Raw genomic sequence first — 12,674 nt, forward strand, 5'->3', positions numbered from 1 at the left:
GCCAGCGTTCGTCCTGAGCCAGGATCAAACTCTCCGTGAATGTTTACCGGTAATCCGGCGAACACACACGAGAGCGGAACGAGCAACGGAATAGGTCGCTCGTTCACAGCGTCCTCGCTGTGTGTGCCACCCGAACCCGTGGGGCCGGATGGACTTTCAAAGGAACCTCATCCACCGAAGTGGACGGGGTATCAACATATCTGGCGTTGACTTTTGGCACGCTGTTGAGTTCTCAAGGAACGGACGCTTCCTTTGTGCCTGTTTCACCAGGCTCTCCGGGCGCTTCCCTTCGGTCTTGCGTTTCCGACTCTATCAGATCCTCGCGGTCCTGATTTTCGCCGGCGCGATCCGGCCTTTCGGCCTTTTCGCGTTTCCGACTCTACCAGATCCTTTTCCGTTCCGTTTCCGGTCCGAATCGGGTTCCGATTACCTGTCGGAGGCTCGCCTTGGTCCGACTGCTTTTGCTGTCGGTCTTTCGGCGTGGTCACTACTTTAGCCGCTTTCCCCGGAGGCCCATAATCGGGCCGGTGGAATCGAATTTCGGCAACGCGAAATAAGACCCCGCTGAGGGAATCGTTCGTAGGTAGTGGTTGTGCCGCCGACCGGTCTGCGCAGATAGCGCTGCCCGTCTCCAGCGGCTCGGGCCACGTTAGACGGTCAGTCCGTACGAGTCAAGTATGGGCTCCGTCACGTGGCCTTGGCGGGCCGGCGTCGGCGCGGGACGTGCGGGCGGTAGCGGCTGACCGTGGGGTCGCCGTCGATCCAGTAGCGCCAGGGGTGGGTGGCGCCTTCGCCGCCGACTCCGGTGCGTGGGCCGCAGCTCACCCGGTCCGGCGAGGGCGGGCTGCCATGCAGGAGGGACAGCGGGCCGGTGGGGGTGGAGCAGAGGTCGGCGCCGTCCAGAGAGCGGTCGATGCCGAGGGCGGTGGCGAGGCGGGCGGGGCCCTGGGCGAGCTCGTGGGCGGTGCGGGCCTTGGGGCGGCGTTCGGCGGCGAGGGCTCTGCCGGTGAGGACTTCGCCGCCGCGCAGCAGGACCGCGCTCGCGTGGTCCTCGGGTCCGCAGACGAGGTTCATGCTGAACCACATGCCGTAGATGAAGTAGACGTAGGCGTGTCCGGGCGGGCCGAACATGGAGGCGTTGCGGGGGGTGCGTCCGCGGTAGGCGTGCGAGCCGGGGTCTCGATGGCCGTCGTATGCCTCGACCTCGGTGAGGCGGAGTTCGATCGGGCCGTCCGGGGTGGCGCGTACAAGGGTGCGTCCCAGGAGGTCGGGGGCCACTTCCAGCACGGGGCGGTTGAAGAACGCGCGGCCGAGCGGCATACGTTCCGGTACGTCGGTCATGCGCTCCGAGGGTAGTGCGGGCGGCTGGCCATGGGGGCCCCGGCGTTGGGAAGGTGTGCCCGTGGAACCGGCTCGCGCCGTTTCACGTTCGTAGGGATCGAGCCGAGGTCTTCGGCGGGCTACACAGAACACAGGCGTGCGCCTGGGGAGGACGAGCATGGGGTTCAAGAAGCTGCTGGCGAGCATGGGGGCCGGGGGCGCGTCGGTGGAGACGGTGCTCTTCGAGGAGAACGTCGTCCCGGGCGGGGTCGCGCAGGGTGAGGTGCGGATCCAGGGCGGGTCCGTGGCGCAGGAGATCCAGGGGCTGTCCGTCGGGTTGCAGGCGCGCGTCGAGGTCGAGAGCGGCGACGAGGAATACAAGCGGAACATCGAGTTCACCAAGGTGCAGCTCGGTGGCGCGTTCGAGGTGCAGGCCGGGGCCGTGCACACCGTGCCGTTCGGTCTGGAGATCCCGTGGGAGACGCCGATCACGACGTTCCTGGGACAGCATCTGCGCGGGATGAGCGTGGGGGTGACCACGGAGCTGGCCATCGCCCGTGCGGTGGACTCCGGTGATCTGGATCCGGTGAACGTGCACCCGGTGCCGGCGCAGCAGGCGATCCTGGACGCGTTCGGGCAGCTCGGGTTCCGTTTCAAGGCGGCGGACCTGGAGCAGGGGCACATCCGGGGGACGCGCCAGCGTCTGCCCTTCTACCAGGAGATCGAGTTCCAGGCGCCGCAGCAGTACCGCGGGCTGAACGAGGTGGAGCTGTCGTTCGTCGCCGATGACCGGGAGATGGACGTCGTCCTGGAGATGGACAAGAAGCCGGGTCTGTTCACCGGTGGCTCGGACACCTACCGGCAGTTCACCGTCGGCCTGCACGACTTCGAGCAGACCGACTGGGCGGGATACCTCAACCAGTGGCTGGCCGAGGTCGGCGGTCAGCGGAACTGGCTCTAACCTGGCCGGACAGGTGTCAGCAAGCGACCAGGAGGTGTCGAGGTGTCCGAGCTGAAGCGACGGCCGCTGCCGCACGATTTCCACCCGCAGGTGCCGGAGTTCACGGTGCTGAGCGACGAGGTGGAGCCGGGCGGGACGCTGCGTCCGGAGCAGGTGTACTCCGAGGGCAACCGTTCGCCGCAGCTGCGGTGGGACGGCGCGCCCGCGGGGACGAAGAGCTACGCCGTCACCTGCTTCGATCCCGATGCGCCGACGGGCAGCGGCTTCTGGCACTGGTCGCTGTTCGACATTCCGGCGTCGGTGACGGAGCTTCCGGCCGGTGCCGGTTCGGGTGACATGAAGGGCCTGCCCGAGGGCGCGGTTCATGTCAGGAACGACTACGGGACGCGGGACTTCGGGGGCGCGGCGCCGCCGCCCGGGGACGGCCCGCACCGGTACGTCTTCACCGTGTACGCGGTGGACCAGGAGAAGCTCGGCCCGGACGGGGACGCATCGCCCGCGGTGGTCGGCTTCAACCTGAGGTTCCACACGCTGGGCCGGGCCCAGTTGGTGGCCGAGTTCGAGCTGCCCGCGGGCTGAGTCCCGTAGGAGGGCCGCGGCCCGTATTTCCGTTGCGCCCCGGCGCTCCCCGTACGCACAGTGGTGGCGGTCGGCGGTTCTCAGGAGCCGCCGGGCGGCCGGTACCGCTGTGGCGGGAGCGGCGGGGCGCAGGTGTGTCGCCCCCGTTCGCCGGAGGCCGGCCGCGTGCCGGGCGTCCGCGCCGGTCGCCGTACGCTCCGGATCCCGGTGGTGACGGGGGTGGGATCCGGAGCGCACTCTTCTTCGGGCGGGGCGGGGGCCGGGTCCAGGGCGCCCGGCTTCGGGTGCCCCGGCCGCTGTGTGCGCATCCCCCGGGCCGCTTCTCTCCCCGTTCGGCGTTCACCTCATGATTACCTGTCATCTCCCTTGTGGCGTACGGAAATTGCGTTGTCGGGGGAATTGCTTCCCTGCACAGTGGAGCCAGGTCGCCGCGGGGGCGAACGGGGTTCCGGGAGGTGGGCGGGATGCGCGAGACGCTGGTGCTCAATGCGAGCTTCGAGCCGCTGTCGACGGTGTCGCTGCGGCGCGCGGTGGTGCTGGTGATGCAGGACAAGGCCGTCGTCGAGCACGCGCATCCTGGGCTGCGTATCCGGGCCGCTTCGGTGGACGTTCCGGTGCCGCAGGTGATCCGGCTCAGCCGGTACGTGCGGGTGCCGTTCCGAAGACGTGCGGCGTGGTCGCGGCGGGGTGTGCTGGTTCGTGACCAGCATGTGTGCGCGTACTGCGGGCGGCGGGGTACGACCGTGGACCACATCGTGCCGCGGTCGCACGGCGGCGGGGACACCTGGCTGAATACCGTCGCTTCCTGCGCCGAGGACAATCACCGGAAGGCGGACCGGACGCCGGAGCAGGCCGGGATGCGGCTGCTGCGGCGGCCGTTCGAGCCGACGCCCGCGGATGCGATGCTGTCGGCGCTGGGGGTGTCCGTGCGCGACGAGCTGCCGGAGTGGCTGGCGTTGCCGGCGTAGGGGCGTCCGTCCTGGTGCGTCGGTGACGCGGAGGGTCGCCTCCATCCCTCCTCAGTGGACTCCGTCCCTCTTCAGCGGAGGAGTTGGACGATGGCGACCACGCCGACGGCGACGATCGTCGCGCGCAGGACGACGGGCGGCAGCCGGCGGCCGATCCTGGCGCCGATCTGGCCGCCGGCCGCCGAGCCGACGGCGATGAGGGCCACGGCGGTCCAGTCGAAGGTGGCGACGAACAGGAAGAAGAGCACGGCCACGCCGTTGACGAGCAGGACGAGGACGTTCTTGAGTGCGTTGATGCGTTGCAGGTCCTCGTTGAGCAGCAGGCCCATCAGGGAGAGGTAGATGACTCCTTGGGCGGCGCCGAAGTAGCCGCCGTACACGCTGGCCAGCATCAGGCCGATGAGCAGGGCGATGCTGCCGTCGGGGTGCGGTGTGGTGCCTTTGCGGGTGCGGCGGGTGCGCAGGGCCGCGGCGAGCCGGGGCTGGGCGATGACGAGGACGAGGGCGACGGCGATCAGTGCGGGGACGATCGCGTCGAAGGCGTCGGATGGCAGTGCGAGCAGCAGGACCGCGCCCGCGAGGCCGCCGATGAGGGCGAAGATGCCGAAGCGGATGATGCGCGGGCGCTGGCCGGCCAGTTCGCGGCGGTAGCCGATGGCTCCGCTGAGTGAACCGGGCACCAGGCCGAGGGAGTTGGAGATGTTGGCCGTGACCGGCGGGAGTCCGACGGCCAGCAGCACCGGGAAGGTGATGAGGGTTCCGGAGCCGACGATGGTGTTGATCGTGCCGGCGCCGAGGCCCGCCGCCAGGACGGCGAGTGCTTCCCAGAGAGACATGCGCTTCCCCCGTGCATGATCGGCGGGTACTGGTCCGGCCGATCATGCACCAAAGGGGCCGCGGTGGTCAGTCGATGGGGGGCGCCTGGCGGGGCGGGGTGGCGGACTTGGTGAGCGGGGTGCCGCCGCCTGTGGGGTTGAAGTTGCCGAGTGCGCCGCCGAGGCCCTTGAGGGCGTCGCCGATCTCGCTGGGCACGATCCAGAGCTTGTTGGCGTCGCCCTCGGCGATCTTCGGGAGCATCTGGAGGTACTGGTACGACAGCAGCTTCTGGTCCGGGTCTCCGGCGTGGATGGACTCGAAGACCGTACGGATCGCCTGTGCCTCACCCTCGGCGCGCAGCGCGGCGGCCTTGGCCTCACCTTCGGCGCGCAGGATGGAGGACTGCTTCTCGCCCTCCGCGGTGAGGATCTGGGACTGCCGGACACCTTCGGCCTGGAGGATCGCGGCGCGCTTGTCACGGTCGGCGCGCATCTGCTTCTCCATCGAGTCCTGGATGGAGGTCGGCGGCTCGATGGCCTTCAGCTCGACGCGGTTGACGCGGATGCCCCACTTGCCGGTGGCTTCGTCGAGGACGCCGCGCAGCGCCGCGTTGATCTCCTCGCGGGAGGTGAGGGTGCGCTCCAGGTCCATGCCGCCGATGATGTTGCGGAGCGTCGTGACGGTCAGCTGCTCGATCGCCTGGATGTAACTGGCGACTTCGTACGTCGCGGCGCGGGCGTCGGTGACCTGGTAGTAGATGACCGTGTCGATGTTGACGACGAGGTTGTCCTGGGTGATCACCGGCTGCGGCGGGAACGGCACGACCTGTTCGCGGAGGTCGATGCGGTTGCGGATGGAGTCGATGAACGGGACGACGATGTTCAGGCCCGCGTTGAGCGTGCGGGTGTAGCGGCCGAAGCGCTCCACGATCGCGGCGCTGGCCTGTGGGATGACCTGGATCGTCTTGATGAGTGCGATGAACACGAGCACCACCAAGATGATCAGGACGATGATGATCGGTGCCACAGCAGCTCCCGTGCCCTTCGTTACTGATCCTCCGGCCGGGGCCGGATTGCCTGTTGATCGAGTCTTTCAGAATCCTGGCTCGTCGCGAGGGCGTTCCGGTCAGATGACCACAACGTTTTCCGGTCAGATCACCACGGCGGTGGCGCCTTCGATCTCGACGACGTCGACCTTCTGCCCCGGCTCGTAGACCTGTTCGCCGTCGAAGGCGCGCGCGGACCACACCTCGCCGCCGAGTTTGATGCGTCCGCCGCCCTCATCGACCCGCTCCAGGACGGTCGCGGTCTTGCCCTTCAGGGCGTCAACTCCCGATGCCAGTCCGGGACTTTGGGTTCTGTGGCGGTTGGCCAGGGGGCGCACCACCGCGACCAGGGCGACCGAGACGACGGCGAACACGAGGAACTGTATGACCGTGCCGCCACCGAGCGCTGCGGTGACGGCACTTGCCACGGCGCCGACCGCGAACATCCCGAACTCGGGCATCGCGGTCACGACGAGCGGAATACCCAGTCCTACGGCGGCGATCAGCCACCACACCCATGCGTCCACGGCTTCATGGTAGGCCGGGGGTGCGGCGCGGAACAGGGCGTAAAGCGTCAGGAAAGGGGCAGTCCCTGGGCGGTCCAGCGGTCGCTGCCGTTCCGCTCGACGACCAGCGGGAGGCCGAAGCAGCGGGAGAGGTTGGCCGAGGTCAGTTCGAGGTCGAGCGGTCCGGCGGCGAGCACCTTGCCCTGACGGATCATCAGGACATGGGTGAAGCCGGGAGCGATCTCCTCCACGTGGTGGGTGACCATGACCATCGAGGGCGCGTACGGGTCGCGGGCGAGGCGGCCCAGGCGGCGTACGAGGTCCTCGCGACCGCCGAGGTCGAGCCCTGCGGCCGGCTCGTCCAGGAGGAGGAGTTCGGGGTCGGTCATCATGGCGCGGGCGATCAGGGTGCGCTTGCGCTCGCCCTCGGAGAGGGTGCCGAACTTCCGGTCGAGGTACTCGGTCATGCCGAGGCGGTCGAGGAAGGCGCGGGCGCGCTGTTCGTCGATGTCCTCGTAGTTCTCCTGCCAGTGCGCGGTCATGCCGTAGGCGGCGGTGAGCACGGTCTGCAGGACGGTCTGGCTGCGCGGCAGCTTGTCGGCGAGCGCGATACCGGCGATGCCGATGCGCGGGCGGAGGTCGAAGACGTCGACCTTGCCGAGCTGCTCGCCGAGGACCCTGGCGCTTCCTGTGGTCGGGAAGACGTAGCTGGACGCGACGTTCAGGAGGGTGGTCTTGCCGGCGCCGTTGGGGCCGAGGATCACCCAGCGCTCCCCTTCCTTCACCGACCAGGAGACCTGGTCCACCAGAGCCCGTCCTTCGCGGACCACGGATACGTCCACCAGCTCCAGCACATCGCTCATGAGCGCGTTGTCTCCCATTGCTTCTCGGTCGTCGCGTGCGCCTGTAGGCGCATCCCCCCTGCAAACCTACGCCACTCGTTGTCAGTGCTGTTCCCTAGGCTGGGGACCATGCTCGATGAACCTCGTTCGGGACGGCTGGCGTCGTGGGGAAATGCCCTATTGGCCGGACTTGTCTCACCTGATGAAGCCGCGGACCGGATCGCGGACGACGATGCGGTGCACCGCGTACAGGGCCTGCCCGGTGAGACGGGACCGGTCGGTCTGACGCTCGCGCTGGGGCGGCTGCGGGCCCTGGGCGCCGTGGGCCTGCGGACGGCGCTGCCGGCGCCGGGGCATCCGCTGGGCCTGAGCGGACCCCCGGAGTTCAATGCGCGGGCGCTGGAGGCCGGCGAGGCGGTGCTCGCGGCCGGAGCCGGTCTGGGCCTGGTCCCGGAGATACTCACGGCCGGGCCTGAGGGCGGCGCGGGCCCCGACGTGCACGTGGAGGTGGTCTGGCACTGCCTGCCGGTGCGCGAGGCGCCGCCTGCCGACGTGCCGTCGCTCGGCGAGGCCGAGCGGGAGCTCGCCGAGGCACTGCGGGAGGCGACCGAGGCGCTGTCGTCGCTGGATGTGGCCGGATCCGGACCCGTGGCGCAGGCCGCGCTGGCGGCGTACCGGGCGCGGGCGGAGGCCGGCCGGCAGGTGCTGGCCCCCGGCTATCCGCCGCGGGCGGTCCGGGTGCTGGAGCTGGCGCAGCGGGTGGGCGCGCTGATCGGTATCGCCCGGCAGGCCGGCGGTAACGGGGAGCACGGCGCGGCGGTGAGCGCGTCGGAGATGGCGGCGCGTGCCGAGGCGCTGCGTCCGGTGGAGCGTACGGCCCGGCGGGCGCAGGTGGCGGCGTACAACTCGGCGGCGGAGGAGCGGGAGCGCAGGGGGTGATGAGGGGGAGGTAGGCGAGGGGGGCAGCGCGGGCACGGTGGCGGGGGGACGGCTTCCGGGCCAGTGGCCTTGCCGGACGGGCGGCGGGCCGGGTCGGCGTCGTATCGTGTCGTGCCGTGTCGTGCCGTGCCGTGCCGTGTCGCACAACGGACCCGGCCCCGCGGGCGGTTGCCTGCGGGGCCGGGTGAACTCACCTCGCCCTCACGGGCGGTTGCCTGGTCAGGCGTTCAGGCAGGGCGCCCCGAAGGCCGGGTTGAGGACGCCGACGACGCTGACGGTGTTGCCGCAGACGTTGGCCGGGATGTGCACCGGGGCCTGCACGGCGTTGCCGGAGACGACGCCGGGCGAGTTCACCGCGGCACCCTGCGCCCCGGACTGGGCGGAGGCGACTCCGGCGCCCGCCGCGGCGAGACCGCCCGCCAGCATGGTGACGGCCGCTGCCCGCTTGATGCTCTTGTTCACTGCTCTGCTCTCCTCGTTGCCACTTACTGATGTGCCGGTGCCGTGGCCGGCCGCCACGGCTGCACTGGACAACGGCGGGGCACGAAGAGAGTTACGCCAAGTGGGGGACACCTACACGACAGTATGAATCTCGCATCAACAAGACGACGGCCGCGCCCGCCGCTGTGGCCCAACGGCCGGGCGGGGCAAGGGATTCGGGGCGTCCGGGGAAGGGCTCAGGCCCCGATTCCGTGCCGGACGGCCCACAGTGCGGCCTGCGTCCGGTCGGCGAGGTCGAGCTTCATGAGGATGTTGGAGACATGCGTCTTGACCGTCTTCTCGGAGAGCACGAGAGCGCGGGCGATCTCGCGGTTGGAGCGCCCGTCCGCGATCAGGCCGAGCACCTCGCGCTCCCGCTCGGTCAGCGAAGTGCCGCGCCCCTGGCCGCCGTTGCCCTCGTCCTGGGAGAGCAGCGCGCCGGCCACCTCGGGCTGGAGCAGGACGTGCCCCGCGTGCACGGACCTGATGGCGCCGGCCAGCGCCTCCGGGTCGATGTCCTTGTAGACGTATCCCGCGGCGCCCGCGCGCAGCGCCGGGATGACGGTGCGCTGTTCGGTGAAGCTGGTGACGACCAACACCCGGGCGGCGTTGTCCAGTTCACGTAGTTTGCGGAGCGCTTCGATGCCGTCCATGCCGGGCATCTTGACGTCCATCAGGATGACGTCCGGGCGCAACTGCCCGGCGGCGGCGACGCCTTCCGCGCCGTCGGACGCCTCCGCCACCACCTCGATGTCGTCCTGCACCTCGAGGAAGGTCCGCAGGCCGCGGCGTACGACCTGATGGTCGTCGACGAGCAGGACGCGGATGGCGCCTCCCGCGCCCTGTTCCGCGCGGCCCGCACGGGGGGTTTCGTTGTCAGCCACCAGGCACCTCCATCTCGACAGCGGTGCCCTTGCCGGGCGCCGACTCCACGGTGAGCTTTCCACCGACGCCGGCCGCCCGGTCCCGCATCGAGACCAGGCCCAGGTGGCGGCCGGCCCGGCGGACGGTGCCGGTGTCGAATCCGCGCCCGTCGTCGGCGACCCGGAGCAGGGCGCCCTGGCCGTGCCGGACGAGGGTGACGCCGACCTGTTCGGCCCCGGAGTGCCGCAGGGCGTTGTGCAGGGCCTCCTGGGCGACCCTGAGCAGGGCCTCCTCCTGGGAGGCGGGCAGCGCCCTGACTCCCAGGGTCTCGAAGGTGACGCGGGCGGTGTGCGCGCGGTCCAGGACCTGTGCCTGCGAGCGCAGCGTGGCGATCAGGCCGTCTTCGTCCAGGGCCGCGGGGCGCAGCTCCACGACGGCGGCGCGCAGTTCGTCGGCGGCTTCCGCGGCCAGCGCGGCGACCTGGTGGAGTTCGCCCTTGGCGCGGGCCGGGTCACGGTCGACCAGGGCGGTGGCGGCCTGTGCGGTCAGCCGGAGCGAGAAGAGCTTCTGGGCGACCGCGTCGTGCAGTTCGTGGGCGAGCCGGGCGCGCTCCCCCGCGATGGTCAGCTCGCGGCTGCGTTCGTAGAGCCGTGCGTTGGTGAGCGCGATGGCGGCGTGCTGCGCCAGTATGCCGAGCAGCCGTTCGTCCTCGGCGGTGAAGCCGCAGGTGCCCTCCGGCTTGGGGCAGCGCTTGTTGGCCAGGAAGAGGGCGCCGAGGATTTCGTTCCCGTCGGCGACCGGCAGGCCGATGAAGTCGGACATGTCGGGGTGGGTCGATGGCCAGCCGCGGAAGCGGGGGTCCGCGCGGACGTCGGCGAGGCGTTCGGGGGTGGCGTTGTGCAGCATCGCGGCGAGGATGCCGTGCTGGCGGGGCAGCGGGCCGATGGCCTTCCACTGCTCCTCGCTGACGCCGTCCACCACGAACTGGGCGAAGCCGCCGTGATCGTCGGGCACGCCCAGCGCCGCGTACTCGGCGTCCAGCAGCTCGCGCGCGGAGGCGACGATCGTCTTGAGGACGTCGCGCACTTCGAGATGCCGGCTCATCGCAAGGATCGCGCTGCTCACCGCGGGGATCCCGGCCCCCGGTCCGTTGGTCATGGGTTCACGGTACCGGCGGTTCGCCCGGCGCGTATCGGTCCACCGGCGCCCCGGTCCTCGGCCTGCCGTCCTAGGTCGGACGCCCTGAGAGGGTGCCCTACGGGTGTCTGTGCGGCGGCCCGGCCGGGGTTCGTGCCGGACTCCGGGTGTCCTCCTTATACGGGGCGTGCGGGAACGAGCTTCGCTCTTGGGATTTGTCCCCTTATATAGGGCAGACAGTATGCATAGGGAGATAAGGCGCGGAGGGTTCGCTCGGCGGTGCGGTCCCGGGGGGCGCGGCGATGGCCGGGACGACGGGGTCCGTGGCACGAATTCGGGGATCCTCCCGCGCGCCGTCGCCCCGGGTTCCAGACTCGGGGCATGAATGCACCCACGAGGAACTGGATACCGACCCACGGCGACCCCTACCGCCCCGTGCCGTACCGCCCCGCGCGGATGCCCGCCGACGAGTCGCTGGCCCGTGCCGCCGAGATGCGGGAGCGGATGGACGGCCGCCGCACCGTCCGGCAGTTCTCCACGGACCCGGTGCCCGGACAGGTGGTGCGGGACGCCATCGCGTGCGCCGCGACCGCGCCGTCCGGGGCCCATCAGCAGCCGTGGACGTTCGTCCTGGTCAAGGACCCCGAGGTGCGGCGCAGGATCCGGGCGGCGGCCGAGGAGGAGGAGCGCGTCTCGTACGACGGGCGGCTGGGCGAGGAGTGGCTCGCGGCGCTGCGACCGCTGGGCACCGACGAGGTGAAGCCCCACCTGACCGACGCACCGGCGCTGATCGTCGTCTTCCAGCAGCGGCACTGGCTGGGCGATGACGGCAGCAAGCGCAAGCACTACTACGTGGACGAGTCGGTGGGCATCGCCGTCGGGATGCTGCTGTCCGCGCTGCATCTGTCGGGTCTCGCGGCGCTGGTGCACACGCCGAGTCCGATGCGGTTCCTGCAGGAGGTTCTGGAGCGGCCCGCCAACGAGAAGGCGTTCGCCGTGATCCCGGTCGGCTACCCCGCCCCGGATTGCAAAGTGCCCGATTTGGTCCGAAAGTCCCTGGACCAGGTGATGGTTGAGATCTGAGTCCGCAGAACGGCACACAGGCTGTGCAGTTGCGATCACACCCGGAGAGTTAAACCCGGTCCGGGTGTGACGCCGCACATAGGGCGCAGGTCACTTACGACCAGGGGTAGTCGCCACATAAAGACGGTATGAGCTGGGACGCTCCCGTCGGGGACGCGCGATTCGACCCCCGGGTTCCACTACCCGGCCTCGTACGTCACACCTTTGCCCGGCGAATTTAAGGCCGCTAAGAATGGCTCCCGTCGCTCGGCGCCGCGGTCTCCACCCGGCGTTCTCCGCCAACCACGGCACCCTGCGACGGTCCCCCATCGGAAGGTCTTCTTCGCCATGCCCAAGCACGCCATACCCGGCCTTGACCGCCTGACGCTGACCCACAAGCTCTCCGCCGCCGGAGTCGCCACCGCCGGTGCCGCCGCGCTGGTCCTCGGCCTCGTCCCCGGCGCCGACGCCGGCCAGAGCACCGACCAGGCAGCCGTCCAGCACACGCAGCCGGTCACCTTCCGTGCGGTCACCACCGCGGCACAGACCCAGCAGGCCACCATCGCTCAGCAGGCGGACGCCTCCACGAAGGCGGGCCGGGCCGAGGCCGCCGTGGCGAAGAAGAAGGCCGACGTGGCCAAGGCGAAGGCCGAGAAGGCCGCCGATGAGCGCGCCGCGACGAAGACCGCGAGCCGGTCCGCCGCGCGCACCATGGTGCCCGTCGCCGCCACCGCTCCGGCGGCGAAGACCTACGCGGACAACCTCGACGGCTGGATCCGCGAGTCGCTCGACATCATGGCCAAGAAGGGCATCCCCGGCTCGTACGAGGGCATCCACCGGAACGTCATCCGGGAGTCGGCCGGCAACCCGCAGGCCATCAACAACTGGGACATCAACGCCATCAACGGCGTGCCGTCCAAGGGCCTGCTCCAGGTCATCGCCCCGACCTTCCAGGCGTACCACGTCGAAGGCACCTCCTGGGACGCCTACGACCCGGTCGCCAACATCACCGCCGCCTGCAACTACGCGGCCGACAAGTACGGCTCGATGGACAACGTGAACTCGGCCTACTGAGCCGGCAGCACACACCGCCGAGGGGCGGCACCCGATCGCGGGTGCCGCCCCTCGGCGGTGGTGTGTCCGCACGGGGCGGAC

At 70.2% G+C, this 12,674-nt stretch carries 14 protein-coding genes; 6 read left to right on the forward strand and 8 right to left on the reverse strand.

Going from position 1 to position 12,674, the window contains the following annotated elements; all coding sequences use genetic code 11:
* Positions 1 to 687 precede the first annotated feature (687 nt).
* Positions 688 to 1,341, reverse strand: coding sequence for a DNA-3-methyladenine glycosylase (locus tag ACGFNI_RS00005; protein WP_393679073.1), 654 nt, complete (start codon positions 1,339 to 1,341; stop codon positions 688 to 690).
* A 157-nt stretch (positions 1,342 to 1,498) separates the two neighbouring features.
* Here ACGFNI_RS00005 and ACGFNI_RS00010 point away from each other — a divergent pair, with 157 nt between their 5' ends.
* The 3 genes from ACGFNI_RS00010 (at position 1,499) to ACGFNI_RS00020 (ending at position 3,828) form a co-directional block, all read left to right on the forward strand.
* Positions 1,499 to 2,281, forward strand: a complete 783-nt coding sequence (locus tag ACGFNI_RS00010; RefSeq protein WP_393679075.1) for a sporulation protein — start codon at positions 1,499 to 1,501, stop codon at positions 2,279 to 2,281.
* Positions 2,282 to 2,323: 42 nt separating this feature from the next.
* A complete protein-coding gene (locus ACGFNI_RS00015) occupies positions 2,324 to 2,860 on the forward strand; it encodes a YbhB/YbcL family Raf kinase inhibitor-like protein (protein ID WP_393679077.1) in 537 nt (178 codons plus the stop codon).
* A gap of 464 nt (positions 2,861 to 3,324) precedes the next feature.
* A complete protein-coding gene (locus ACGFNI_RS00020) occupies positions 3,325 to 3,828 on the forward strand; it encodes an HNH endonuclease (protein WP_393679079.1) in 504 nt (167 codons plus the stop codon).
* 71 nt (positions 3,829 to 3,899) lie between these two features.
* Here ACGFNI_RS00020 and ACGFNI_RS00025 read toward each other — a convergent pair whose 3' ends face one another.
* From ACGFNI_RS00025 to ACGFNI_RS00040, 4 genes are all read right to left on the reverse strand, one after another.
* The gene (locus tag ACGFNI_RS00025) at positions 3,900 to 4,664 is read right to left on the reverse strand and encodes a sulfite exporter TauE/SafE family protein (RefSeq protein WP_393679081.1); all 765 of its coding nucleotides are present in this window, start codon (positions 4,662 to 4,664) and stop codon (positions 3,900 to 3,902) included.
* Between the two features lie 67 nt (positions 4,665 to 4,731).
* Positions 4,732 to 5,670: an SPFH domain-containing protein gene (locus tag ACGFNI_RS00030; protein ID WP_393679082.1), complete on the reverse strand. Its 939-nt coding sequence runs from the start codon at positions 5,668 to 5,670 to the stop codon at positions 4,732 to 4,734.
* 123 nt (positions 5,671 to 5,793) lie between these two features.
* Positions 5,794 to 6,204, reverse strand: coding sequence for an NfeD family protein (locus tag ACGFNI_RS00035; RefSeq protein WP_393680283.1), 411 nt, complete (start codon positions 6,202 to 6,204; stop codon positions 5,794 to 5,796).
* Between the two features lie 59 nt (positions 6,205 to 6,263).
* The gene (locus ACGFNI_RS00040; RefSeq protein WP_393679084.1) at positions 6,264 to 7,076 is read right to left on the reverse strand and encodes an ABC transporter ATP-binding protein; all 813 of its coding nucleotides are present in this window, start codon (positions 7,074 to 7,076) and stop codon (positions 6,264 to 6,266) included.
* A 90-nt stretch (positions 7,077 to 7,166) separates the two neighbouring features.
* Here ACGFNI_RS00040 and ACGFNI_RS00045 point away from each other — a divergent pair, with 90 nt between their 5' ends.
* The gene (locus ACGFNI_RS00045; RefSeq protein WP_393679086.1) at positions 7,167 to 7,976 is read left to right on the forward strand and encodes a hypothetical protein; all 810 of its coding nucleotides are present in this window, start codon (positions 7,167 to 7,169) and stop codon (positions 7,974 to 7,976) included.
* Between the two features lie 219 nt (positions 7,977 to 8,195).
* On the opposite strand, the gene ACGFNI_RS00050 is transcribed toward ACGFNI_RS00045, so the two are convergent.
* The 3 genes from ACGFNI_RS00050 to ACGFNI_RS00060 form a co-directional block, all read right to left on the reverse strand.
* Complete coding sequence (locus ACGFNI_RS00050) at positions 8,196 to 8,402, reverse strand: chaplin (RefSeq protein WP_393680285.1); 207 nt, start codon at positions 8,400 to 8,402, stop codon at positions 8,196 to 8,198.
* Between the two features lie 251 nt (positions 8,403 to 8,653).
* Complete coding sequence (locus tag ACGFNI_RS00055) at positions 8,654 to 9,340, reverse strand: response regulator (RefSeq protein WP_393679087.1); 687 nt, start codon at positions 9,338 to 9,340, stop codon at positions 8,654 to 8,656.
* On the reverse strand, positions 9,333 to 10,478 hold the full coding sequence (locus tag ACGFNI_RS00060; protein WP_393679088.1) for a GAF domain-containing sensor histidine kinase: 1,146 nt from the start codon (positions 10,476 to 10,478) through the stop codon (positions 9,333 to 9,335). The genes ACGFNI_RS00055 and ACGFNI_RS00060 overlap by 8 nt, the downstream gene beginning before the upstream one ends.
* A 360-nt stretch (positions 10,479 to 10,838) precedes the next feature.
* On the opposite strand from ACGFNI_RS00060, the gene ACGFNI_RS00065 reads away from it, so the two are divergent.
* Entirely contained in the window at positions 10,839 to 11,540 is a 702-nt protein-coding gene (locus ACGFNI_RS00065) for a nitroreductase family protein (protein ID WP_393679089.1), read from the forward strand.
* A gap of 327 nt (positions 11,541 to 11,867) precedes the next feature.
* The gene (locus ACGFNI_RS00070) at positions 11,868 to 12,593 is read left to right on the forward strand and encodes a transglycosylase SLT domain-containing protein (protein ID WP_393679091.1); all 726 of its coding nucleotides are present in this window, start codon (positions 11,868 to 11,870) and stop codon (positions 12,591 to 12,593) included.
* The last annotated feature ends 81 nt before the right edge of the window (positions 12,594 to 12,674 follow it).

The sequence above is a fragment of the Streptomyces sp. NPDC048644 genome (assembly GCF_043199105.1).
Lineage (GTDB): Bacteria > Actinomycetota > Actinomycetes > Streptomycetales > Streptomycetaceae > Streptomyces.